At 70.5% G+C, this 24339-nt stretch carries 22 protein-coding genes and 1 tRNA gene; 1 reads left to right on the top strand and 22 read right to left on the bottom strand.

Translation table 11 applies throughout. The annotated features are described in order from the left end of the window. Position 1 precedes the first annotated feature (1 nt). The 21 genes from atpA to ACZ6WH_RS31960 all read right to left on the bottom strand — a co-directional run bounded on the left by atpA (position 2) and on the right by ACZ6WH_RS31960 (position 23267). Positions 2-1594 (bottom strand): F0F1 ATP synthase subunit alpha, encoded by a 1593-nt coding sequence (atpA, locus tag ACZ6WH_RS32060; protein WP_432858831.1) that lies wholly within the window; start codon positions 1592-1594, stop codon positions 2-4. 154 nt (positions 1595-1748) lie between these two features. Then, positions 1749-2564, bottom strand: a complete 816-nt coding sequence (locus ACZ6WH_RS32055; protein ID WP_432858829.1) for a F0F1 ATP synthase subunit delta — start codon at positions 2562-2564, stop codon at positions 1749-1751. Further along, a complete protein-coding gene (locus ACZ6WH_RS32050; protein ID WP_469733212.1) occupies positions 2561-3124 on the bottom strand; it encodes a F0F1 ATP synthase subunit B in 564 nt (187 codons plus the stop codon). The genes ACZ6WH_RS32055 and ACZ6WH_RS32050 overlap by 4 nt, the downstream gene beginning before the upstream one ends. Before the next feature lie 48 nt (positions 3125-3172). Next, entirely contained in the window at positions 3173-3415 is a 243-nt protein-coding gene (atpE, locus tag ACZ6WH_RS32045) for an ATP synthase F0 subunit C (protein WP_143940224.1), read from the bottom strand. Between the two features lie 78 nt (positions 3416-3493). After that, positions 3494-4297 (bottom strand): F0F1 ATP synthase subunit A, encoded by an 804-nt coding sequence (gene atpB, locus ACZ6WH_RS32040; RefSeq protein ID WP_469733210.1) that lies wholly within the window; start codon positions 4295-4297, stop codon positions 3494-3496. Positions 4298-4573: 276 nt separating this feature from the next. Beyond that, positions 4574-5011: a hypothetical protein gene (locus ACZ6WH_RS32035; protein WP_362208658.1), complete on the bottom strand. Its 438-nt coding sequence runs from the start codon at positions 5009-5011 to the stop codon at positions 4574-4576. Between the two features lie 316 nt (positions 5012-5327). Continuing rightward, a complete protein-coding gene (locus tag ACZ6WH_RS32030) occupies positions 5328-6671 on the bottom strand; it encodes an MraY family glycosyltransferase (RefSeq protein ID WP_469732827.1) in 1344 nt (447 codons plus the stop codon). A 99-nt stretch (positions 6672-6770) separates the two neighbouring features. Then, complete coding sequence (locus tag ACZ6WH_RS32025) at positions 6771-8114, bottom strand: serine hydroxymethyltransferase (RefSeq protein WP_469732825.1); 1344 nt, start codon at positions 8112-8114, stop codon at positions 6771-6773. Between the two features lie 146 nt (positions 8115-8260). Then, complete coding sequence (locus tag ACZ6WH_RS32020; protein WP_361555641.1) at positions 8261-8920, bottom strand: arsenate reductase/protein-tyrosine-phosphatase family protein; 660 nt, start codon at positions 8918-8920, stop codon at positions 8261-8263. Next, entirely contained in the window at positions 8917-9564 is a 648-nt protein-coding gene (locus tag ACZ6WH_RS32015; protein WP_361555638.1) for an L-threonylcarbamoyladenylate synthase, read from the bottom strand. The genes ACZ6WH_RS32020 and ACZ6WH_RS32015 overlap by 4 nt, the downstream gene beginning before the upstream one ends. A gap of 88 nt (positions 9565-9652) precedes the next feature. After that, positions 9653-10534, bottom strand: coding sequence for a peptide chain release factor N(5)-glutamine methyltransferase (prmC, locus tag ACZ6WH_RS32010; protein ID WP_432858820.1), 882 nt, complete (start codon positions 10532-10534; stop codon positions 9653-9655). A 67-nt stretch (positions 10535-10601) separates the two neighbouring features. Then, on the bottom strand, positions 10602-11672 hold the full coding sequence (gene prfA, locus ACZ6WH_RS32005) for a peptide chain release factor 1 (RefSeq protein ID WP_399710386.1): 1071 nt from the start codon (positions 11670-11672) through the stop codon (positions 10602-10604). 133 nt (positions 11673-11805) lie between these two features. Continuing rightward, complete coding sequence (rpmE, locus tag ACZ6WH_RS32000; RefSeq protein WP_469732822.1) at positions 11806-12030, bottom strand: 50S ribosomal protein L31; 225 nt, start codon at positions 12028-12030, stop codon at positions 11806-11808. Between the two features lie 167 nt (positions 12031-12197). After that, positions 12198-13322 carry an LCP family protein gene (locus ACZ6WH_RS31995; protein WP_432858817.1) on the bottom strand — a complete coding sequence of 375 codons (1125 nt, stop codon included), beginning with the start codon at positions 13320-13322 and terminating at the stop codon, positions 12198-12200. A 383-nt stretch (positions 13323-13705) separates the two neighbouring features. Next, positions 13706-15799, bottom strand: coding sequence for a transcription termination factor Rho (rho, locus tag ACZ6WH_RS31990; protein WP_469732819.1), 2094 nt, complete (start codon positions 15797-15799; stop codon positions 13706-13708). A 382-nt stretch (positions 15800-16181) separates the two neighbouring features. After that, positions 16182-17099 (bottom strand): homoserine kinase, encoded by a 918-nt coding sequence (gene thrB, locus ACZ6WH_RS31985; protein ID WP_361555623.1) that lies wholly within the window; start codon positions 17097-17099, stop codon positions 16182-16184. 354 nt (positions 17100-17453) lie between these two features. Then, a complete protein-coding gene (thrC, locus tag ACZ6WH_RS31980; protein WP_030621153.1) occupies positions 17454-18536 on the bottom strand; it encodes a threonine synthase in 1083 nt (360 codons plus the stop codon). Positions 18537-18544: 8 nt separating this feature from the next. Next, the gene (locus ACZ6WH_RS31975) at positions 18545-19846 is read right to left on the bottom strand and encodes a homoserine dehydrogenase (RefSeq protein ID WP_432858811.1); all 1302 of its coding nucleotides are present in this window, start codon (positions 19844-19846) and stop codon (positions 18545-18547) included. Positions 19847-19967: 121 nt separating this feature from the next. Further along, positions 19968-21359: a diaminopimelate decarboxylase gene (gene lysA / locus ACZ6WH_RS31970; RefSeq protein WP_469732816.1), complete on the bottom strand. Its 1392-nt coding sequence runs from the start codon at positions 21357-21359 to the stop codon at positions 19968-19970. Positions 21360-21384: 25 nt separating this feature from the next. Continuing rightward, complete coding sequence (gene nrtL, locus ACZ6WH_RS31965) at positions 21385-22554, bottom strand: ArgS-related anticodon-binding protein NrtL (RefSeq protein ID WP_469732814.1); 1170 nt, start codon at positions 22552-22554, stop codon at positions 21385-21387. Positions 22555-22808: 254 nt separating this feature from the next. Next, positions 22809-23267 (bottom strand): response regulator, encoded by a 459-nt coding sequence (locus ACZ6WH_RS31960; protein WP_469732812.1) that lies wholly within the window; start codon positions 23265-23267, stop codon positions 22809-22811. Positions 23268-23470: 203 nt separating this feature from the next. On the opposite strand from ACZ6WH_RS31960, the gene ACZ6WH_RS31955 reads away from it, so the two are divergent. Beyond that, a tRNA-Arg gene (locus ACZ6WH_RS31955) sits at positions 23471-23542 on the top strand. A 146-nt stretch (positions 23543-23688) separates the two neighbouring features. Here the strand turns inward: ACZ6WH_RS31955 and ACZ6WH_RS31950 are convergent. Next, positions 23689-24174 (bottom strand): MSMEG_6728 family protein, encoded by a 486-nt coding sequence (locus tag ACZ6WH_RS31950; RefSeq protein ID WP_469732810.1) that lies wholly within the window; start codon positions 24172-24174, stop codon positions 23689-23691. Positions 24175-24339: the final 165 nt, after the last annotated feature.

Raw genomic sequence — 24339 nt, 5'->3', positions numbered from 1 at the left:
GTCACTTGGCGGCGCCGGCCGAAGCGTCCTCACCGAGCAGCTTGCCGTCCGAGGTCTCGAACTGCTGCTTGAAGGTGGAGACCGACTCGGTAAGGGCCTGGATGGTGTCGTCGGACATCTTGCCGCCCTCGACGATGCTGGTGAGCAGCTCCTTCTTCTCGCGGCCCATCCAGTCCAGGAGCTCGCGCTCGAAGCGGCGGATGTCCTCCACCGGGACGTCGTCCATCTTGCCGGTGGTACCGGCCCAGATGGAGACGACCTGCTCCTCGACGGGCATCGGCTGGTACTGACCCTGCTTGAGCAGCTCGGTCATGCGCTGACCGCGGGACAGCTGGGCCTTGGAGGCCGCGTCCAGGTCGGAACCGAAGGCGGCGAACGCCTCCAGCTCACGGAACTGGGCGAGGTCCACACGGAGGCGGCCGGAGACCTGCTTCATGGCCTTGTGCTGGGCGGAGCCACCGACTCGGGAGACGGAGATACCGACGTTCAGCGCCGGGCGCTGGCCCGCGTTGAACAGGTCGGACTCCAGGAAGCACTGGCCGTCGGTGATGGAGATGACGTTGGTCGGAATGAACGCCGACACGTCGTTCGCCTTGGTCTCGACGATCGGCAGACCGGTCATCGAGCCGGCGCCCATGTCGTCCGACAGCTTCGCGCAACGCTCCAGCAGACGCGAGTGCAGGTAGAAGACGTCGCCCGGGTAGGCCTCACGGCCCGGCGGACGGCGCAGCAGCAGCGACACGGCACGGTAGGCGTCGGCCTGCTTCGACAGGTCGTCGAAGATGATCAGGACGTGCTTGCCCTCGTACATCCAGTGCTGGCCGATGGCCGAGCCGGTGTAGGGGGCGAGGTACTTGAAGCCGGCCGGGTCGGACGCCGGAGCCGCGACGATCGTCGTGTACTCCAGGGCGCCGGCCTCCTCCAGGGCACCGCGCACGGACGCGATGGTGGAGCCCTTCTGGCCGACCGCGACGTAGATGCAGCGGACCTGCTTCTTCGGGTCGCCCGAGCGCCAGTTGTCGCGCTGGTTGATGATGGTGTCGACGGCCAGCGCGGTCTTGCCGGTCTGGCGGTCGCCGATGATCAGCTGACGCTGACCGCGGCCGATCGGCACCATCGAGTCGACGGCCTTGTAGCCGGTCTGCATCGGCTCGTGGACCGACTTACGGACCATGACGCCCGGAGCCTGCAGCTCCAGGGCGCGGCGGCCCTCGGACTCGATCTCGCCGAGGCCGTCGATCGGGTTGCCCAGCGGGTCGACGACGCGGCCGAGGTAGCCCTCGCCCACGGCGACCGAGAGCACCTCACCGGTGCGCTGCACCGGCTGGCCCTCCTCGATACCGCTGAACTCGCCGAGGACGACCGCACCGATCTCGCGCTCTTCGAGGTTCAGCGCGAGGCCGAGGGTGCCGTCCTCGAACTTCAGCAGTTCGTTCGCCATCGCCGAGGGAAGTCCCTCGACCTTCGCGATGCCGTCACCGGCCTCGCTGACCGTCCCGACCTCCTCGCGCGAGGCCGCGTCCGGCTTGTACGCCTGGACAAAGTTCTCCAGCGCGTCCCGGATCTCCTCCGGCCGGATCGTGAGCTCCGCCATCTGGGTTCCCTGCTCTCCTTGTTGGGCCCGAAGTCTTGTTGCGGGGTATGGGGCTCCCCCGCCGCAGGCAGAGGGCGGGTTCGCCCCCTGTTGCTGTCCCTGCGTTACGGCCCAACTCGGGCCGCTGCTCATGCTGTTGAGTTGGTTGGCTGTTTCAGCCGGCCATCCGCCGGGTCGCCTCGTCCAGGCGCTCGGAGATGGTCCCGTTGATGACCTCGTCACCGATGCGTACCTGCACGCCGCCGAGGACCTCGGGGTCCACGTCGAGGTTCAGGTGGACCCGCCGGCCGTACAGCGAGGCGAGGGCAGCGCCCAGGCGCTGCTTCTGGCTCTCACTGATCGGCACCGCGGAGGTGACCACCGCGACCAGCCGGTCCCGGCGGTGCGCGGCCAGCTTGGACAGGGCGTCCAGCCCCGCCTCCAGGCTACGGCCCCGCGGCTGTGCGACGAGTCGCACGACCAGGCGCTCGGTGACCGGGTTCGCCCGGCCGCCCAGCAGCGAGCGGATCAGCTCGGCCTTGGCCGAGGCGTCCGCCCGGCGGTCGGTCAGTGCGGAGCGCAGCTCGGCCGAGGAGGACACGATCCGGCCGAACCGGAACAGCTCGTCCTCCACGTCGTCGAGCGCCCCGGCCCGCTGCGCGGCGGTGAGGTCGGCGCTGTACGCCAGCTCCTCGATGCCGTCCACCAGGTCGCGCGACTGCGACCAGCGGGAGCGGACCATGCCGGAGACCAGATCGACGGTCTCGCCGCCGACCTGGCTGCCCAGCAGGCGCCCGGCCAGCTCGGCCTTCGCCTCGCCGGCCTGCGCCGGGTCGGTGAGGACCCGACGCAGCGACACCTCGCGGTCGAGCAGCGCGGTGACGGCAGCCAGCTCCTCGGCGAGCTTCGCCGCGTCGACGGAGGCGTTGTCCGTCAGTGCGTCGAGGCGCTCGCGTGCGGAGGCCAGTGCCTCGCGGCTCGCTCCATTCATCGGCCGGCCTCGGCCTTCGCCGTGTCGGTCGCCGCCTTGGTCTCGAGCTCGTCGAGGAAGCGGTCGATGGTGCGGCTCTGCCGGGCGTGGTCCTCGAGGGACTCACCGACGAGCTTGCCGGCCAGGTCGGTGGCGAGCTTGCCCACGTCCTGACGCAGCGTGTGCGCGGCCTGCTTCCGGTCCGCCTCGATCTGGGTGTGACCGGCGGCGATGATCTCCTCACGCTGCCGCTGGCCTTCCGCACGCATCTCGGCGATGAGCGCGGCACCCTGCTCCTGCGCCTCCTGGCGCAGACGAGCGGCCTCGTGGCGGGCGTCGGCGAGCTGGGCCCGGTAGTCCTCCAGGACCTGCTGGGCCTCGGCCTGGGCGGCCTCCGCCTTCTCCATGCCACCTTCGATCGCCGCGCGGCGCTCGTCCAGAACCTTGTTGATGTTCGGGAGGAGCTTCTTGGCGAGGAAGCCGAAGACGATGAAGAAGGCGATCAGGCCGATGACAAGCTCTGGGATCGGCGGGATGAGGGGGTTCTGCGGAACCTCTACCTCACTCGCCAGGCTGACCAGGGTCACGTCAATGCCTTCCGTCTATAAGGGTCGTCGTAGTGCTTCGGCTTACTTGTAAACGAAGCCCATGACGATGCCGATGAGGGCGAGCGCCTCACAGAAGGCGAAACCCATGATCTGGTTGGTGCGGATCAGGCCGGCGGCCTCGGGCTGGCGGGCCAGGGCCTGGGTGCCGTTACCGAAGATGATGCCGACGCCGACGCCGGGGCCGATGGCGGCCAGGCCGTAACCGATCGCGCTGGCGCTGCCGGTGAACGCGTCGGCGGAGGCAAGGGTCTGGAGAGCGGACATGCCGGTTCTTCCTTCTCTTTCAAGGACCGATGGGGGTTGGCCACCGGACGTCTGGTGTGTATCGGGGAGGCGGGGTGCTCAGTGGTGCTCGGCGAGCGCGCCCTGGACGTAGTTGCAGGCCAGCAGCACGAAGACGTACGCCTGGACGGCCTGGATGAACAGCTCGAAGGCGGTCATCACGATGGTCATCACGAAGGACGCGCCCGCGTAGACGAAGCCGACGCCGTTCGCGAGGTAGAAGCTGGCGATGGTGAACATCACGATCAGCATGTGGCCCGCGAACATGTTCGCGAAGAGCCGGACCGCGTGGGTGAAGGGCCGGATGATCAGGTTCGAGAAGAACTCGATGACCATCAGCAGCGGCAGGACCCAGCCGAGCGACTTGTCGTAGCCCGTGAAGTTCTTGAGGGCGCCGACGAAACCGTGCTTCTTGAAGGTCAGACCCACCCAGAGCAGCCAGACCATCAGGGCCAGGCCGGCGGGGAACGCGATGACCGAGGTCACCGGGAACTGGGCGACCGGAATGATCGACCAGATGTTCATGACCCATACGAAGAAGAACAGCGCGACCATGAAGGGGACGTACTTGTCGCCCTCCTTCTTGCCGAGCGCGTCGTACACGAGCCCGCGGCGCACGAAGTCGTAACCGGCCTCCGCGATCATCTGCAGCTTGCCCGGCACGACCTTGGCCCGGCCGAAAGCAGCCCAGAAGAACCACACCACGACGACGGTGCTGACCAGGGCCAGCAGCATCGGCTTGTTGAAGTTGAAGCTGCCGATCGAGAAGAGCGGGTCGAAGACGAACGAGTGCAGGCCGGGAGCCTCGAAGCCACACCCTGGAATGAAGAGGTGGCACTCGGTGTTAAAGGCGAGCGTATTCATGTCAGCACTCACCGCGAGCTCCTTCAGCGTGGCGCATAGGTACGGCAACCTCGTTGTGTCGGCGCGGCGTTGATCCGCGGAACGGCACTGGACTGGTCTTACGGATTTGGGGGCGGCACATCGGCACTGGGCCGGTTCGCATCACAGGCGGGGGCCGCAGGATTCGTACTTCCTGCCCCGGGGGACTCGGGAGCCGCGCCGCCTGCGCCAACTGTGCCGCAGATGGCACCGGACGATAGCAGGCTCTCACGGCTGCGTTTATCCCGGCCCTACGTCTCACGGCGTGGACCCCGCCGTTTCCGCGCGCTTGGCTTCCGCGGCTTCGGGGTCGACGTAGAGAATCTTCGCCTTCATGTAGCCGCGGGCCTGTGCGGCGATCCACACGAGGGTCGAGGCGAGCAGTGTGAACGCGAAGGCCTTCGTATCAAAAAGAGACGTGTCCTTGAACGCGAGCAGGAAGACCCCGACGAACAGGATCTGCACGGCGTACAGCAGCAGCCCCATCATCTGGAACAGCGCGGGGTATTTCTTCGCGGTCTGCTGAAGGACGACGAGGCTGATGCCCATCACGAAGAGCACCAGCGCCACACCGAACACGGCACCGATCGCGCCCTTGCCGCCGGCGACCAGCGCACTGACGACGACGGCGAGAGCGCCGACGACAAGCGTGGGTACGAGGGCACGAAGAAACAGGCGAGCGTCATGTGACTGCATGGCGGCGCTCCGGCGGGGTGGGGGCGGGTGTGCTCGCGGACGAGCGTAGACCCGGTACGACGGTGGTCAGCCGAGCCGAGCGGCCCGATCGATTCGGGACTTACGGCTCTATCACCGGGTCTCGTGAACGGTATCACAAACTATTTGATGAGGTCTTTACCTACTTCGTGTGCTACCTGTCACACGTGAGCAGTACTCCGCGCGTTGGTGCACTGACAGCCGCCACTTTGTGTGCTATGGGCACAGAATAGTCCGATTTTCAGTGTGGCGAACATAATCTCGAACATGTTCCAAAGAAGTTTCCGGAACCTCTCGTTCAGTGCCGGCTGCCGACCCGTCGCCAGTCCTGGAAGCGGGACCGGTCGCCGATCGCGGTCGCTCCGTTGATCCCGGCCGGCACCACTTCCCGCGGCTCCTCCCCCGCCTCCGCGTCCGCGGAACCGGCTTCCGGAGCCGTGCCCTCCGCGTCCGTCGCGACGGCCCGGCGCCGGTACCGCGGGGGCACCATCCGCTCCGCCCAGCGCGGCGCCCGCGGCGTGAACCGCGGCAGCAGCAGGAGGCCCAGGCCGACCGCGCTCAGCGCGACGATGCCCAGGACGATCCAGACGCTGGCGTTGTTGACCGAGTACGCCACCGCGCCGAACGCGATCAGCGCCGACCAGAAGTACATGATCAGCACCGCGCGGCTGTGCGAGTGACCGATCTCCAGCAGCCGGTGGTGCAGGTGGCCGCGGTCGGCGGTGAACGGCGACTGACCGTTCCAGGTACGCCGCACGATCGCCAGGACCAGGTCGGCGAAGGGCACCGCGATGATGGTCAGCGGCAGCAGCAGCGGGATGTAGACGGGCACCATCGTGTGCACCGCGGCCCGCTCCGAACCGGCGAACAGCTGCATCGCGTCCGGGTCCACCTGGCCCGTGACGGAGATCGCGCCCGCCGCCAGCACCAGCCCGATCAGCATCGAGCCCGAGTCGCCCATGAAGATCCGCGCCGGGTGCATGTTGTGCGGCAGGAAGCCCAGGCACATGCCCATCAGGATCGCCGCGAAGAGGGAAGCGGGCGCCGCCGCCTCCAGGCCGTAGCCGTACCAGATGCGGTACGCGTACATGAAGAACGCCGCGGCCGCGATGCACACCATGCCGGAGGCGAGGCCGTCCAGGCCGTCGACGAAGTTCACCGCGTTGATGGTGATCACGACCAGCGCGACGGTGAGCAGCGTGCCCTGCATGGGGGTCAGCGAGACCGTGCCGACGCCGGGCACCGGGATCCACAGGATGGTCAGGCCCTGGAGGACCATCACGCCCGCGGCGATCATCTGCCCGCCGAGCTTGATGAGCGCGTCCACGCCCCACTTGTCGTCCAGGACGCCGAGGATCCAGATCAGCGCGGCGCCCGAGAGGAGCGCCCGCGGCTCGTTGGAGAACTCGAAGACGCTCTTGATGTTCGTGAAGTGGGCGGAGACGAGCAGACCCGCGCACAGACCGCCGAACATCGCGATGCCGCCGAGTCGCGGCGTCGGTTCGCGGTGCACGTCGCGGGCGCGGATCTCCGGCATCGCGCCGGCCGCGATCGCGAATTTCCGTACCGGCCCGGTCAGCAGGTAAGTGACCGCGGCCGTGACGCACAGCGTCAGCAGGTATTCACGCACGGGCTGCCCCATTGGTATCGCTGGCCATCACAGCCACACACCATATGCGTGTCCGCCCCTCAGCCGTGAATGTAGGTAACGACGTTCCTCGCGCGCGAACGGTTCCCCGATTCAGGCCAGTGGGGGATATGGCGGGAAGTTCCGGACCAGTTCCGTGGTCCCCGCACGGACCGTGCCGTCCTCCCGCAGCGCCGCTCCGATCAGTGCCCCGATGCGTGTCATCTCTGCTTCCCCCATTCCCTGAGTGGAAACGGCGGCGGTACCCAGCCGGATGCCGGTCCTGCGCTTCGCGGCGTCCGCCGGACCGGGCAGCGCGCAGGTGTCCAGGACGATGCCGGCCGCGGCCAGCCGCCCGCGCGCCGTCCGGGCGTCCAGCCCCAGCGGCGCGGTGTCCGCGGTGATCAGGTGGGTGTCGGTGCCCCCGGTGGTCACCGTCAGCCCCTCGGCCTCCAGCGCCGCGGCGAGCGTCCGCGCATTGCCCGTCACCCGATGGGCGTACGCCGCGAACGCCGGCATCGACGCCTCCCCGAAGGCGACCGCCTTCGCCGCGACCGTGTGCATCTGCGCACCGCCCTGGGTGAACGGGAACACCGCCCGGTCGATCCGCTCGGCCAGGTCGGCGCCGCACAGGATCATGCCGCCGCGCGGGCCGCGCAGGACCTTGTGGGTGGTCGCGCAGACCACGTCGGCGTACGGCACCGGGTTCGGCGCCGCTCCCCCGGCCACCAGCCCGATGGGGTGCGCGGCGTCCGCGATGAGGTACGCGCCCACCTCGTCGGCGATCTCCCGGAAGGCCGCGTAGTCGATGTGGCGCGGATAGGAGATCGAGCCGCAGACGATGGCCTTGGGGCGGCGCCGCACCGCCAGCTCCCGGATGGCGGCGTAGTCCAGCAGCCCGGTGTCCGGGTCCACGCCGTACCCGGCGAAGTCGAACCAGCGGCCGGAGAAGTTCGCGGCCGAGCCGTGCGTCAGATGGCCGCCGTGCGGCAGCGCCATGGCCAGCACGCTGTCCCCGGGGCGCAGCAGGGCGGCGTAGGCGGCCAGCACGGCCGAAGAGCCGCTGTGGGCCTGCACGTTGGCGTGTTCGGCGCCGAAGAGGGCCTTGGCGCGCTCCACCGCCGTCCGCTCGGCGAAGTCCACCAGCTCGCAGCCGCCGTGGTGGCGGGCGCCGGGGTAGCCCTCGGCGTACTTGTTGGCGAGCGGGGAGCCGAGCGCGGCGAGCACGGCGGGCGAGGTGAAGTTCTCCGCGGCGATCAACTGGAGGCCCGACGCCTGCCGGGCGCTCTCGCCGAGCAGCGCGTCGGCGATCTGCGGGTCCTGGGCGCGCAACTGGTCGAAGCCGGGGCCGCCCCAGGGCTCTGCGGCCATGCTCCCGGGCGGCCGGCCGTCGCTCTGCTGCCGGACCGGCCGGGCGTGCGGGGTGGCGCTGCGGGTGGACGCGGGAGTCGCTGACATCGCTCGCTCCGGGCCTCGTACGGGGGACGTACGTCCAATGTAGGCGCGGAACGGCCTCCGGGCGCGGTGTACGGCGCGACGGGGCGGCCGGGCGGGTGGCGAGGGGTCTTTACGGCCGGCCGGCGGGCAGGGCGGCACAGGGCCGCTCAGGCGCGTGCGGGGACTCCTGTGAGGGCGGTGACGACCGGGTCGAGGGCCTGGTTGATCTCGTCGCCGATGGAGCGGAAGAACGTGATGGGCGCGCCGTAGGGGTCGTGCACCTCGTCGGCCTCGGCGTTCGGCGCGAGGAGCCAGCCGCGCAGCGCGGCCGCCGCGCCCACCAGCGCGCGGGCGCGGTCCACCAGGCCGCCGTCGGGCAGCGCCGGGTCGGGCTCGGGCAGGGTGGCCGGATCTATGGCCTTCACCAGCCGGTTGAACTCCTTGAGGGTGAAGGTGCGCAGCCCCGCGGAGTGGCCCATGGAGATGACCTGGGCGCGGTGGTCGCGGGTGGCGGTGAGCACCAGGTCCGCGCGGATGACGTGCTCGTCCAGCAGCTCACGGCCGATGAACCCGTCGGGGTCGGCGCCGTAGTCGGCCAGCACGGTGGCGGCGTGGGTCTCCATCGGGGCGCCCTCGTGGCCCCAGGTGCCGGCGCTCTCCACCACGATGCCGCTGGTCAGCTCGGTACCGAGTCTGCATTGCAGGCCATGGCGGTGCAGCCGCTCGGTGATCGGCGAGCGGCAGACGTTGCCGGTGCTGACGTGGAGGATGCGGAAGGTGTAGTCGTCCTGCGTTCCCGCTATGCCACGCCCCTGCGGGGCCATCAATTGGCCACCTCGAGCTCGGGTACGACCTTGCGGAGCTCGTCGGCGTCGATCGCGCCGGCCCGCAGCAGCCGCGGGATCTTCCCGGTGACGTCGACGATGGAGGACGGTACGGCGGCCGGGGTGGGCCCGCCGTCGAGGTACACGGAGATGGAGTCGCCCAGCATCTCCTGCGCCGCGTCGCAGTCCTGCGGGGACGGGTGTCCCGTGAGGTTGGCGCTGGAGACGGCCATCGGGCCGAACTCGGTCAGCAGATCGATGGCGACCGGGTGCAGCGGCATCCGTACCGCCACCGTGCCACGGGTCTCCCCCAGGTCCCAGGTCAGCGACGGCTGGTGCCGGGCGACCAGGGTCAGCGCGCCGGGCCAGAAGGCGTCGACCAGCTCCCAGGCCTGCTCGGAGAAGTCGGTGACCAGGCCGTGCAGGGTGTTCGGGGAGCCGACCAGGACCGGCGAGGGCATGTTGCGGCCGCGGCCCTTGGCCTCCAGGAGGTCGCCGACGGCCTCCGAGCTGAAGGCGTCCGCGCCGACCCCGTAGACGGTGTCGGTCGGCAGCACGACCAGCTCCCCGCGCCGGACCGCCGAGGCGGCCTCACGCAGGCCGGTCGCGCGGTCGGTCGCGTCGCTGCAGTCGTATCGCCGTGCCATTAGCGGGCCTCCTGGTGCGGAACGGTGGTGGGGTGGGAACGGCGGCGCCCGGCGGCGGCCGGGGCCCGGTCGGGAGCTGCGGGTGCGGTCACGGCATCGCCCTGCGGGCGGTCGCGAAACGCGGGCGGTTGTTCAGGTCGGGGTGGTCGGCCGCGTCCGCCCAGCCGCGCTCCTCGGTGAAGATCCACGGCACCTGGCCGCCCTGGGTGTCGGCGTGCTCGATCACGACGACGCCGCCGGGCCGCAGCAGGCGGTGTGCGGTGCGCTCGATGCCCCGGATGGTGTCCAGGCCGTCGTCACCGGAGAAGAGCGCGAGCTCGGGGTCGTGGTCGCGCGCCTCCGGTGCCACGTGCTCCCACTCGGTCAGCGGGATGTACGGGGGGTTGGAGATGACCAGGTCCACCTGGCCGTCCAGCTCGGGCAGCGCGGTCAGCGCGTCGCCCTGATGGAGAACGACGCGGGACCCCTCGACGTTCTTGCGTGTCCACACCAGGGCGTCCTCGGACAGCTCCACGGCGTGCACCCGCGAGCGCGGGACCTCCTGGGCGAGCGCGAGCGCGATGGCGCCGGAGCCGGTGCACAGGTCGACGATGAGCGGCTCGACGACGTCCATCGCGCGGACGGCGTCTATGGCCCAGCCCACCACCGACTCGGTCTCCGGCCGGGGCACGAACACCCCGGGGCCGACGTGCAGTTCCAGGTACCGGAAGAAGGCGCGCCCGGTGATGTGCTGGAGCGGCTCGCGGGCCTCGCGGCGGGCGATCGCCTCCCAGTACCGGGCGTCGAAGTCCGCGTCGCCCACCATGTGCAGCTGGGACCGCTTCACGCCGTGCACGTGGGCGGCGAGCTCCTCGGCGTCGAAGCGGGGCGAGGGCACGCCGGCGTCGGCCAGCCGCTGGGTCGCCTGGGCCACCTCGGCGAGCAGCACAGACCGGGCCTTGGGGGGACGGCCCCCGGGAGACTGCTGCACTGGTCCTCCAGCCGGTACGTACTTCGGTCGTGCGGTGTGAAGCGGGCGCCGGGCGCCCGCCCGCGGCTTACTGCGCTGCGGCGAGCTTGGCCGCCGAGTCGGCGTCCACGCAGGCCTGGATGACCGGGTCGAGCTCGCCGTCCAGCACCTGGTCCAAGTTGTACGCCTTGAAGCCCACCCGGTGGTCGGAGATCCGGTTTTCCGGGAAGTTGTAGGTCCGGATCCGCTCGGAACGGTCGACCGTACGTACCTGACTGCGGCGGGCGTCCGACGCTTCCCGCTCGGCCTCCTCCTGCGCCGCCGCGAGCAGCCGGGAGCGCAGGATGCGGAGCGCCTGCTCCTTGTTCTGCAGCTGGCTCTTCTCGTTCTGGCAGGAGACGACGATGCCGGTGGGCAGGTGGGTGATGCGCACCGCGGAGTCGGTGGTGTTGACCGACTGGCCGCCCGGGCCCGAGGAGCGGTAGACGTCGATCCGCAGGTCGTTCGGGCCGATCTCGACCTCGACCTCCTCGGCCTCGGGCGTGACGAGCACGCCGGCGGCGGAGGTGTGGATACGGCCCTGGGACTCGGTGGCGGGCACCCGCTGCACGCGGTGCACCCCGCCCTCGTACTTGAGGCGCGCCCACACGCCCTGGCCGGGCTCGGTCTGGCCCTTGGTCTTCACGGCGACCTGGACGTCCTTGTAGCCGCCGAGGTCGGACTCGTTGGCTTCGAGGATCTCGGTCTTCCAGCCGAGGCGCTCGGCGTAGCGCAGGTACATCCGCAGCAGGTCGCCGGCGAACAGCGCGGACTCCTCGCCGCCCTCGCCGGCCTTGACCTCAAGGATCACGTCCTTGTCGTCGCTGGGGTCGCGCGGGACGAGCAGCAGCCGCAGCTTCTCGGTCAGCTCCTCGCGGCGGACCTCGCCCTCCTTCACCTCGTCGGCGAAGTCGGGGTCGTCGGCGGCGAGTTCGCGGGCCGTCTCGATGTCGTCCCCGGTCTGCTTCCAGGCGCGGTACGTGGCGATGATCGGGGTCAGTTCGGCGTAACGCTTGTTGAGCCGCATCGCCTCGCGCTGGTCGGCGTGGACCGCGGGGTCGGCGAGCCGCTTCTCGAGGTCGGCGTGCTCGCCGATCAGTTCCTCGACCGCCTCGAACATCGTGGTGTTCCTCTGCTGGCTGGGATGTACCGGGGGCGCCCGCGGCCGGGGGGACCGGCGGGCCATTGACGGCAAAACGCCGGTCCGGTCGCCCCTGCGCGGGGGCGACCGAGAACCGGCGCCTTGTGGGTCGCTACTTCTTGGCGGACCCGGCGTTCTTGCCGAAGCGGGCCTCGAAGCGGGCCACGCGGCCACCGGTGTCGAGGATCTTCTGCTTGCCCGTGTAGAACGGGTGGCACTCGGAGCAGACGTCGGCGCGGATGGTGCCGTCCGCAACGGTGCTACGGGTGGTGAACGAGGCGCCACAGGTGCAGCTGACCTGGGTCTCGAAGTACTCCGGGTGGATGTCGCGCTTCAAGGGATTCTCCTATGTATCGGGAGGGCACCGGGTCGTGCTCGCGGGATGCGTCACGTGAACCGGGGCCGACGGTCCAGTTTGCCAGTACTGGCCGCATCTCCCCAAACCGGGGGGCGGCTGCCGTTATTCCCGGCCCGGGTGCGGGCCGGGAGACGGAGCCGCCCCTCTCACCGTACGTAGTCGGACGTGCCGCCCTTGTCGCCGGCCGAGTCCTTCAGGGCCGACTTCGGGATGGTCCTGTCCTCCCGCAGCGCCTTCCAGACCTGCTTGTTCGCGGCCTCCAGCGGCAGCACCCGGTTCGGGTTCTGCGGGTCGTAGGTCACCGGCAGGGTGGCCATGTTGATGTGGTCCGAGCCGATGCCCCCGACGCTCTTGGCCAGGCCGACCAGCGCGTTGACCGAGTTCAGCCGGGTGTCGGTGGTGATCGCCTTGGTGGCGGTGTCCCCGATGTCGTACAGCTTCGTCGGGTTCGACAGCACACCGACGTCCTTGACCTGGTCCATCAGCGCCTTGATGAAGGTCTGCTGCAGCTGGATGCGGCCCAGGTCACTGCCGTCGCCGCCGGGCACGCCGTGCCGGGTGCGGACCAGGCCGAGGGCCTGCTCGCCGTCCAGGGTGTGGGTGCCGGGGTTCAGGTCGAGGTGGCTGTCCGGGTCGTGGATCGCCTTCTTCGTGGTGATCTCGACGCCGCCGAGGGCGGTGATGAGCTTCTTGAAGCCACTGAAGTCGACCTCGACGAAATGGTCCATACGGATGCCGCTCATGGACTCCACCGTCTTGACGGCACAGGCCGGACCGCCGACCTCGTACGCGGTGTTGAACATGACGTGCTGCGCACCGGGGGTCTGCTGCCCGCCCTTGGTGCACGAGGGCCGCGAGATCAGGGTGTCCCGGGGGATGGAGACGACGCTGGCCTTCTTGTGGCCCTTGTAGACGTGCACCACCATCGCGGTGTCCGAGCGGGCGCCGCCGCCGTCCGAGCCGTACTTGGCGTTGTCCCCGGCCCGGGAGTCCGAGCCGAGCACCAGGATGTCCATCGAACCGTTGTCGACGTCGTCCGGGCGGTCGGCGCCCAGTGCCGCGTCGATGTCGACGCCCTTGAGGTTGCCGTTCAGCTGGTAGTAGACGAACCCGAGCCCCGCGCCGCCCAGCAGCACGCAGCTCACCAGGGCGCAGAGTGTGATCGTCAGCGCCCTGCGGCGCCTCGTGGGTCCCTTGCGCCGGCGGCCGGTGGCGCGTATGCCGCGGGAACGGCCCTCGGCCGTCCGCGCGGCCCTGCTGCTGTCCGCCATCTGCTCCTCAGTCCTTGCTGCTCGGCTGGCCTCGCCGTCCCCGGCTGTCACGTCCTCTCACCGGTGGTGTCCCGCACCTTGTCAGACGGGAGGCATCCGGGAAGGGTTGCACAGACGGCGGGGCCGTCCCGGTCGCTCCGGCCGGGCGTGCCGGAGCCGGCGTACAGCCGTTCGCACCTCGCTCACCAGGGCTTTTGTCCGGTCTGCCGTATACGGGACGGGACGTTTGCGGACTTTATGTCTGTGCGGAAGGTCTCAGGGCGCGGCTGTCGGACGCGGCATGCGTCACAGCATTTTCACGGCCCGGACGCACGGGTGACGGCACGACGAAGCCCTCCCCGCCGGGTGGCGGGGAGGGCTTCGCTCGACGGTGCCGGCGGGCGTCAGTCGTTGCCGTTGCCCGCGGTCGGCGTCGTCTTCTGGATCTGGAGCAGGAACTCCGCGTTGGACTTCGTCTGCTTCATCTTGTCCAGCAGCAGCTCGATGGCCTGCTGCTGGTCCAGGGCGTGCAGCACCCGGCGCAGCTTCCACACGATCGCCAGCTCGTCGCTGCCGAGCAGGATCTCTTCCTTACGGGTGCTGGACGCGTCCACGTCCACCGCCGGGAAGATGCGCTTGTCCGAGAGCTTCCGGTCGAGCTTGAGCTCCATGTTGCCGGTGCCCTTGAACTCCTCGAAGATCACCTCGTCCATCCGCGAGCCGGTCTCGACCAGCGCGGTGGCCAGGATGGTCAGCGAGCCGCCGTCCTCGATGTTGCGCGCGGCACCGAAGAACTTCTTCGGCGGGTACAGCGCGGTCGAGTCGACACCACCGGACAGGATGCGGCCGGAGGCAGGCGCCGCGAGGTTGTACGCGCGGCCCAGACGGGTGATGGAGTCCAGCAGGACGACGACGTCGTGGCCCAGCTCCACCAGGCGCTTGGCCCGCTCGATGGCGAGCTCGGCGACGGTGGTGTGGTCCTCGGCCGGGCGGTCGAAGGTCGAGGAGATGACCTCGCCCTTGACCGACCGCTGCATGTCGGTGACCTCTTCCGGACGCTCGTCGACGAGGACGACCATCAGGTGGCACTCGGGGTTGTTGCGGGTGATCGAGTTGGCGATCGCCTGCATGATCATGGTCTTGCCGGTCTTCGGCGGGGCCACGATCAGACCGCGCTGGCCCTTGCCGATCGGCGACACGAGGTCGATGATCCGCGTGGTCAGCTGGCCGGCCTCGCCCTCCAGGCGCAGCCGCTCCTGCGGGTACAGGGGGGTCAGCTTGCCGAACTCCGGGCGGCCGCGGCCCTGTTCGGGGGCGACGGAGTTGACGGAGTCCAGGCGCACCAGCGCGTTGAACTTCTCGCGGCGCTCGCCCTCACGGGGCTGGCGGACCGCACCGGTGACGTGGTCACCCTTGCGGAGGCCGTTCTTGCGGACCTGGGCGAGGGAGACGTACACGTCGTTCGGGCCCGGGAGGTAACCGGAGGTCCGGATGAACGCGTAGTTGTCGAGGATGTCCAGGATGCCCGCGACGGGGATCAGGACGTCGTCCTCGGCGACCTGCGGCTCGGCGCCGAAGTCGTCACGGCCCCGACGGCCACGGCGGTCGCGGTAACGGCCCCGGCGACCGCGGCGGCCGCCCTGGCCGTCGTCGTCGAAGTCGTCCTGGCGGTTGCCACCGCCGCCACCGCCCTGCTGACGGTTGCCGCCGCCCTGCTGGCCGCCGCCGTCGTTGCCGTCGTTGTTCTTGCGGCGGTCCCGGTCCCGGTCCCGGTCGCGGCCCCGGCGGTCGCCCTTCTGGCCGCGGTCCTGACGGTCACCGCGGTCCTGGCGGTCACCCCGGTCCTGACGGCCCTCGCCGCCCTTCCGGCCCTCGCCGTCCTGGCCGGAACCGTCCTTCTGACCGTCCTTGACCTCGGTCTTCGCCTCGGCCTTGGCCTCGCCGCGCGAGCCCTCCTTGGCCTCGCCGGCGGACTCGGGGCTGCCGGCCGCGGCGGTGGCGCGGCGGCGGCGGCGCTCGCCCGCCGGCTGCTCGTCACTGGCGCCCTGGCCGGGGATGTCGATCTGCTGCTGGCCGGCGGCGGTGTCCGCGGCCTTCTCCGCCTTGGCGGGCTTCTCGGCGGTCTTTTCGGCGCTCTTCTCGGCCGCGGCCTCGCCGGTACGGGCCTTGGAGGTGGCCCGGCGCTTCGGCTTGGCCTCGGCGGGAGCCTCGGCGGACGCGTCGGCGCCCTTGGCCGCACCGGCTCCGCCGGCGGCCTGCTTCTCCTTGATGACCTCGATGAGCTGGCTCTTGCGCATCCGCGCGGTGCCCTTGATGCCGAGGCTGGAGGCTACCTGCTGCAGCTCGGCCAGGACCATGCCCTCGAGGCCGGTGCCGGAACGGCGTCGCCGCGAGGCACCAGTGGCGGCCCCGGTGGCAGGCGCGGCGGGAGCGTCCGTGGCGGGCGCTGCGGCATCGCCATCGGTGCGTACGCCCATCAGATCGGTGGTGTCGCTCACGAAGGGTCCTTCCCTGGAGCGGGCGTCGGCCTGTCTGGCTCGGCGACCGGTTGTGCTGTCCGACCGCGGTCCCTGGACATTCACGGGCCGGGCCGGGGCGGTGGTCCCGCCGGATTCGGCGGAGAGATCAGTTCATGGTTCCGACGCGAAAGATGCTGCGCATTCATGCAGGTCACGCTTCATGCACATCACGCCGATTTCCGGAGCGTGCTCGCTTCTGCTTTAGGCCTTCGCTCCAAGCAGGTTGGGAGGCTCCCGGAAGAAAGGTGGTCCCGACTGGGGACACGGAGTACCTCGCCGCTGCGGCGTCGAGTACTCACTTGAGGTTAACACTACCGGATCCAACAAACATTCCCCCTCTCTCAGACCGGCAATCCGTCGGTCACCCGGCGAGCGGCAGCACGCTCGTTCCTGCTGCGTCGAGGGACAGCCGGTTGGCCGCCCACCCCTCGCCCGCCAGGGTCGCGACCTTGTCGGCCGCTCCCTCCTCGACCAGCGCGAGCACCGTCGGGCCCGCGCCGGAGACGACCGCGGGGACACCGTCCGCCCGCAGTCGGTTCACCAGGGCCACGCTCTCCGGCATCGCCGGCGCCCGGTACTCCTGGTGAAGTCGGTCCTCGGTCGCGGCGAGCAGCAGCTCGGGGCGCCTGGTCAGGGCCTCGACGAGCAGTGCGGCGCGACCGGCGTTCGCCGCGGCGTCACCGTGCGGGACGGTCCGCGGCAGCAGGCCCCGGGCGGTCTCGGTGAGCACGGGCTTACCCGGTACGAAAACCACCGGAACGACGGAATCGGCGGGGTCCATCCTGATGGCTCGCGCTGCGCCGGCGTCCATCCAGGACAGGGTGAATCCGCCGAGCAGACAGGCGGCGACGTTGTCGGGGTGGCCCTCGATCTCGGTGGCCAGTTCCAGCAGCGCGGCGTCGTCGAGCTTCTGCTCGCCGCCTATCGTCACGGCGCGCGCCGCGACGATGCCGGCGCAGATGGCCGCGGAGGAGGAGCCGAGGCCCCGGCCGTGCGGGATGCGGTTGGCACAGACGACCTCCAGGCCGCGCGGCTGCCCGCCCAGCAGGTCGAATGCGGTGCGCAGGGACCGTACGAGCAGGTGGCTCTCGTCGCGCGGCAGGGTGTCGGCACCCTCACCCGCGATGTCCACGTGCAGCCCGGAGTCGGCGACGCGTACTACGACGTCGTCGTACAGGCCCAGGGACAGGCCGAGGGCGTCGAAGCCGGGACCGAGATTGGCGCTGGTGGCGGGGGTGCGCACCCGGACGGCGGCGGCGCGGAACGCTGGACCGGCCATCGCTCGATGACTCTCCTTGATGTGAAACTGCGGTACTGCCCCGGAGCGCCGCGGTGCCGAGGCACCTGATCGGCTCATGGGGTCCGTTCTGACCTGCCCTGCACACCACTGCACTATGCCGCGGGGAGGGGAGTTGGCTGCCAGCCTATCGAAGGAAGGTTCAGTGGCGACATAGGGCGCACGGGAGGCGCACGATTCGTGTCGCGCGCCCTCTCATGCCACACCACTCACTTTGCAGCCTTTGCAGGATTTGCCCTGCGGGTCCTGCGGGGCCGGTGCGACACGCGCGCCGACCCCGTCCGGACCGTTCCGACCGGCTGTTTCCGGTCGATTTTTTGTCTTACGACAGATGCCTTACGCCAGGCCCAGCCGCTCGGCGGCGGCGTCCGCGTCGACCGGAACCGTCACCGGCTGCGGCGCGCCGGCCACCGCCCAGTCCGGGTCCTTCAGACCGTTGCCGGTCACGGTGCACACGATCTTCTGGCCCGGGTCGACCCTGCCCTCTTCGGCGGCCTTCAGCAGACCGGCCACCGAAGCGGCCGAGGCCGGCTCCACGAAGACACCCTCCTGCGAGGCCAACAGGCGGTACGCAGCGAGGATCTGACGGTCGGTCACCTCATCGATGGCGCCGCCCGACTCGTCCCGCGCGGCCTCCGCGAAGGACCAGGAGGCCGGGTTGCCGATGCGGATCGCGGTGGCGATCGTGCTCGGGTCCTTGACCACCTCGCCACGCACGATCGGCGCGCTGCCGGACGCCTGGAAGCCCCACATGCGCGGCGCGCGGGAGGAGATCCCGTCGGCCGCGTACTCCTTGTAGCCCTTCCAGTACGCGGTGATGTTTCCGGCGTTGCCGACCGGCAGCACGTGGATGTCGGGCGCGTCGCCCAGCATGTCCACGATTTCGAAGGCCGCGGTCTTCTGGCCCTCGATGCGGACCGGGTTGACGGAGTTCACAAGTGCGACCGGGTACTTCTCCGAGAGCCCGCGGGCGAGCGTCAGACAGTCGTCGAAATTCCCGTCGACCTGGAGAATCTTCGCCCCGTGCACCAGGGCCTGGCCCATCTTGCCCAGGGCGATCTTGCCCTGCGGGACCAGTACGGCGCTGACCATGCGGGCACGCACGGCGTACGCCGCCGCGGAGGCCGAAGTGTTGCCCGTGGAGGCACAGATGACGGCCTGCGCACCCTCCTCCTTGGCCCGGGTGATGGCCATCGTCATGCCGCGGTCCTTGAAGGAACCGGTGGGGTTGGCGCCCTCGACCTTGAGGTGCACCTCACAGCCGGTGCGCTCGGAGAGCACCTGCGCCGGCACGAGCGGCGTACCGCCCTCGCGCAGGGTGACGACCTCGGTCGTGTCCTTGACCGGCAGGCGGTCGCGGTACTCCTCGATGATGCCGCGCCACTGGTGGGTGGTACCGGCGCTGGTAATGGCAGACATGGGTTCCTTTACTCCCCTTCGACCCGCATGATGCTGGCGACGCCCCGGACGGTGTCCAGATTGCGCAGCGCCTCGACGGTCGAGGACAGCGCCGCGTCGGCGGCGCGGTGGGTGACGACGACGAGGGACGCCTCGCCGCCTCCGTCCGGCCGGCCTTGCTGGCGCACCGTATCGATCGATACGCCGTGCTCGGCGAAGACCATGGCGACCTGGGCCAGGACGCCGGGTTTGTCGGCCACATCGAGGCTGATGTGGTAGCGGGTGACGACCTCGCCCATGGGGCCGACCGGGAGCTGCGTGTACGCGGACTCGCCCGGCCCGGTGGCCTCGCTGAGCTTGTTGCGGCAGACCGCGACCAGGTCGCCGAGGACGGCCGAGGCGGTCGGCGAGCCACCGGCGCCGGGACCGTAGAACATCAGCTGCCCGGCGGCGTCCGACTCCACGAAGACGGCGTTGTACGCCTCGCGCACGGACGCCAGCGGGTGGGTCAGCGGGATCATCGCGGGGTGGACCCGCGCGGTGACCGAAGCACCGTCGGCGGCCCGCTCGCAGATCGCCAGCAGCTTGACCGTGCAGCCCATGCGCTTGGCGGAGGCGATGTCGGCCGCGGTGACCTCGGTGAGGCCCTCGCGGTGCACGTCGTCGATGGTCACCCGGGTGTGGAAGGCGATGCCGGCCAGGATCGCGGCCTTGGCGGCGGCGTCGAACCCCTCGACGTCCGCGGTCGGGTCGGCCTCGGCGTACCCCAGCGCCGTCGCCTCGTCCAGCGCCTCGCTGTAGCCGGCGCCGCTGGTGTCCATCTTGTCGAGGATGAAGTTGGTCGTGCCGTTCACGATGCCGAGCACCCGGTTGACCTTGTCCCCGGCCAGCGACTCGCGCAGCGGCCGGACCAGCGGAATCGCACCGGCCACCGCGGCCTCGTAGTACAGATCCGCGCCGTGCTCCTCGGCGGCCGCGTGCAGCGCCGCGCCGTCCGCCGCGACCAGCGCCTTGTTGGCGGAGACCACGCTCGCGCCGTGCTCGAAGGCGGTGGTGATGAGCTTCCGGGCCGGCTCGATGCCGCCGATGACCTCGATGACCACGTCGATGTCCCCGCGCTTGACCAGCGCGGTCGCGTCGGTGGTGACCAGCTCGGCGGGCACGCCCTCCCGGACCCGGTCCGGGCGGCGGACGGCGATGCCCGCGAGCTCCACGGGCGCGCCGATCCTGGCTGTGAGGTCGTCCGCGTGCGTCGTCATGATGCGTGCCACCTCTGAGCCGACCACACCACAGCCCAGGAGCGCCACCTTCAGCGGACGCGTACGCATCATTCGACCTCTGCTTCTTCCGTGTTGCGGTCCCGAGGGACCGGGACCTGTTCGCAATGGACCAGTCTCACTCACCGGACGGCAATTTCTTGACTTCGTCCAGATCCCGAGACATCTATTTCACTTATCCGACATCGAGCCGCAGGAGATCTTCCTCCGTCTCGCGCCGCACGATCACCCGGGCCTCGCCCTGGCTCACCGCCACGACCGGGGGCCGCAGCGCGTGGTTGTAGTTGCTGGCCATCGACCGGCAGTACGCACCGGTCGCCGGCACGGCCAGCAGGTCACCCGGCGCCAGGTCCGACGGCAGGAACGCGTCCCGCACGACGATGTCACCGCTCTCGCAGTGCTTGCCGACCACCCGCGAGAGCATCGGCGCGGCGTCCGAGGTCCGCGAGACCAGCGCCACGCTGTACTCCGCGTCGTACAGCGCCGTACGGATATTGTCCGACATCCCGCCGTCGACGCTGACATACGTCCGCAGGCCTTCCAGCTCCTTGACCGTGCCCACCTCGTACAGGGTGAACGCGGTCGGGCCCACGATGGCGCGGCCCGGCTCGACCGAGAGCCGCGGCACGGCCAGCCCGGCGGCCTCGCACTCGTGCCGCACGATCTCCCCGAGCGCCTTCGCGATCTCGTGCGGCTCCCGCGGGTCGTCGTCCGAGGTGTAGGCGATACCGAGGCCACCGCCCAGGTCGATCTCCGGCAGCTCGACCCCGTGCTCCTCCCGCACGTCCGCCAGCAGCTGCACGACGCGCCGCGCGGACACCTCGAAGCCGGCCATGTCGAAGATCTGCGACCCGATGTGCGAGTGGATGCCGGTCAGCTCCAGCCCGTCCAGCTTCAGCACCCGGCGCACGGCCTCGGCGGCCTGCCCGTCGGCCAGCGCGATACCGAACTTCTGGTCCTCGTGCGCGGTGGCGATGAACTCGTGCGTGTGCGCCTCCACGCCCACGGTCACCCGGATCTGCACCGCCTGCCGCTTCCCCAGCCGGTCGGCGATGTGCGCGACCCGCGCGATCTCCTGGAACGAGTCGACGACGATCCGCCCGACCCCGGCCTCCACGGCCCGCCGGATCTCGCCCTCGCTCTTGTTGTTGCCGTGCAGCGCGATCCGCTCCGCCGGCATCCCGGCCGCGAGCGCCGTGGCCAGCTCGCCCGCGGAGCAGACGTCGAGGTTCAGCCCCTCCTCGTGCAGCCACCGCACGATGGCCCGCGACAGGAAGGCCTTTCCGGCGTAGAAGACATCGGCCTCTTCCCCGAAGGCGTCCTTCCAGGCCCGGCACCGCTCCCGGAAGTCGTCCTCGTCGAGGAAGTACGCGGGAGTACCGAACTGCTCCTTCAAATCGGCAACGCTCATCCCGCCGACGGTGACGACACCGTCGGCGTCCCGCCGCACCGTCCGGGACCAGACCCGCGGGTCCAGGTCGTTCAGATCGGCGGGCGGAGCGGTGTAGTGGCCCTCGGGCAGTACGTCGGCGTGGCGGGGCCCTGCGGGGTGCGCGGAACGGCTCATGACGGTGGGAGATCCCCTCGGAGGTTCAGAGGTGTTCGGGTGCGGAGACGCCCAGCAGGGTCAGGCCGTTCGCGAGCACCGTACCGGCGGCCTGGGCGACGGCCAGCCGGGCGCGGTGAACGGCCATGGGTTTCTGCTCTCCGGCGGGAAGCGGCGGACAACTGGCAAGGAAGCGGAGGACGGCGTCGGCGGTCACTTCCAGGTGCCGCGCCAGCCGGTCGGGCGCCCGCAGCCGCGCGGCGGCCGCGAGCACCGCGGGGTAGGCGGCCAGTGCGGCGTGCAGGGGCGTGTACGGGACGTCACTTTCAGCGGCGGTGGCACCGTCAGGGGCGATGACACCGTCGGTGGCCGTTCCGCCGGCGACTGCCTCGTCCGTGGCGGCTCCGGGAACGACAGCTTCTTCCGTTCCGGAAACGACGGCTTCTTCCGTGCCGACCCCATCGGCGCCCGCACCGAGCACGCCCAGGTCGTGGGCGTTGCGCGACACTGCGCACGTACGAGCGTACGCGTACTGGACCAGGAACCGCGGATTGCCCTCCCGCTGCACCGGCCGCTCCGGAACCCGCACGTGATCATGCGCGGCGGGGTACACCAACACCCACCGCATCTCGTCCCGCCCGAGCCGCGCGAGCAACTCGTCGGCGGTGACGTACTCCCCGGTCGTGTCCTTCACGGGGACGGGTCGCACGGCTTCCCCACCGGGCCGGGTCCCCTCCCCCGCGGCCTCCATGATCGCCCGCAACGCGTCCGCGACAGCCGCAGCCCGGGGGCCGGGGGCGGGACGGAGGTCGACGGGGGGCGAGGTGAGATGGACGCCCGGGGAGGCGGCCTCGGGGAGTCGCCCGCGCCGGCCGTACGCGGGGCCCGCCGCCAGCACGTCCCGGACGAGCGCGGCAGGGGCGTCGCCCCCCAGCGTGATGTTCAGAAATCCGGGCCCGGCGACATCCACCGCCGCGATCCCCGGCACCCGGGCCAGCCGCTTGGCGACGACCCCCGCGACCTCCCGCGGCCGCGCCCCCGCGGCCTTCGCCAGCCGCAGCGCGACATTCGTGGCGTAGTCCCCACAGCCGTCATGCGGCGGCGGGGCCACCTCCACCCGCTCGGGCAGGGCACTCTCCGCCAGCACGAGCTCCCGCGCCTCGACAGCACCGCGCACGGAGCGCAGGACGGTGCGGGAGAGCTCAGCGGGAGTCACAGGACAAGCGTATGGGAGAAGGGGGGCGGGTATGCGAACGGGTTTCGCCCTTCGGACACCGCCTGCCCGCCGCGCCGGCCATCGGCAGCGCGGCGGGCGCGGCGCGCAGGGCCCCGGGTCCGACGCGCAGGGCGGCGGGTCCGGCCTCGCGCGGGGCGGTGGGTCCGGCCTCCGGCAGGGCAGCGCCACACGACGCCGCCCGCATCCTCAGCCCACTCCCCTTCGCGCTGCCGCTGCCCGCCGTGCCGGCCATGTCACCCCGTAGGCCGGGCGGCGGGCTCGGAATCCGGATCGGCATCGGCCGCCCCGTCCGGCCCGCCCCCGGGTCCGGAGCCACGGGCCCCGCTCAGCAACTGGCGCACGGTCCGTATCAGCTCGACCGGCTCGAACGGCTTGGCGAGGAACGCGTCCACCCCGAGCGCTTCCCCGCTGTCCACCTCCAGCTGCGTGCACGCGCTGATGATGGCGATCGGGAGCTCCCTGGTACGCGGATCGGCGCGCAGCCTCTCGGCGGTACGCAGTCCGTTCAACCGCGGCATGACGACATCGAGCGTCACCACATCAGGACACACGTCGTGCACGATGTCGAGGCACTCGGCACCATCAGCCGCGGTCACGACCTCGAAGCCCTCCAGCTCGAGATTGACCCTGATCAACTGCCGGATGACCTTGTTGTCGTCGACAACAAGGACCCGGCCGGGCAAGCCAGGCACATATTGAGACTAAGCGCCTGCCACCTGCTGCGTCCGGGTTTTCCCCACTTCCGCCCCGTGCGAGGGACCTTTCCCCGATCACCGCGGCCACCCCGTCCCCATGCGCTAGCGACCGACGTTCGACGTCCTCCCGAAACCCGTTCATGACCACCCCACCCAAGCTGGTAGTGTTCTACCCGTCGCAAGCGCACAGCGCCCGACACGCCCCCGTAGCTCAGGGGATAGAGCAACGGCCTCCGGAGCCGTGTGCGCAGGTTCGAATCCTGCCGGGGGCACTTCGCCTGGAACAGCGTGATGACACCGCTGACCAGCCCAAGTGCCAAGAACGAAGGGTCGGACCCAGTACCACTGGGTCCGGCCCTTCGTCGTTGTTGCGGGCCGGGCTCGGGAGGTCGGGGCCGTGCCTGGGGTGGCGGTGGTGTCAGGGGGAGTTGGGCGGGGCGGAGGCCCGGTCCGATGTCGGCCATACGTAGGGCAGGCCATCGGGGACGTCCGGGAAGTGGTGGCGGTAGTGGGCCGGGTCCTTGGTGCGGAGGGCGGACTGGTGGCTGCGGTGGAAGGCGGGGTCGCCGAGCCAGTTGGGGAGGTCGCCTGAGGCGGAGAGGGTGGCGTAGTCGCGGGGTGGGGTGTCGGGGAACGTGGCGGCGTAGTCCTGGGTGAGGGTGCGGGCGCAGGTGTCCTGGCGGCCGGTTGCGGTCCAGGCGTCGCAGATCTCCAGGCCGTACCGGACGAGGGCCTCCTCGTAGCCCGTCCACATGCGGACCGCCGGGTGGTGGCGCCAGCCGTAACCGGGGACGGTGAGGCCGCGCAGGACCTGGAGTGCCTCGACGCGCTGCTTGCCGAGGCGGCGGGCGTCGAGGACCGCGGCGGAGGCCGCGAAGTCCGGGTACGGGAGGAATGTCTGCATGGGGGATGCGTAACCGGTCGCTTGCGGGTGTAATCGGGCCCCGTCCGCGTCGGGCGGCGCGTCTTGTCAGGGTGGGGGCGGGGAAGTAGTTTCGCGGTCAACCGCGGTGACCGGGGGTAAGGGGAACGGGTGGTCGCGGCGGGTCACGGTCTCGTGTTCGGGTCG

Source organism: Streptomyces sp. NPDC050806 (assembly GCF_055586425.1).
Note: the sequence above shows the minus strand (reverse complement) of the source record. Positions and strands in the feature narration are given on the sequence as shown.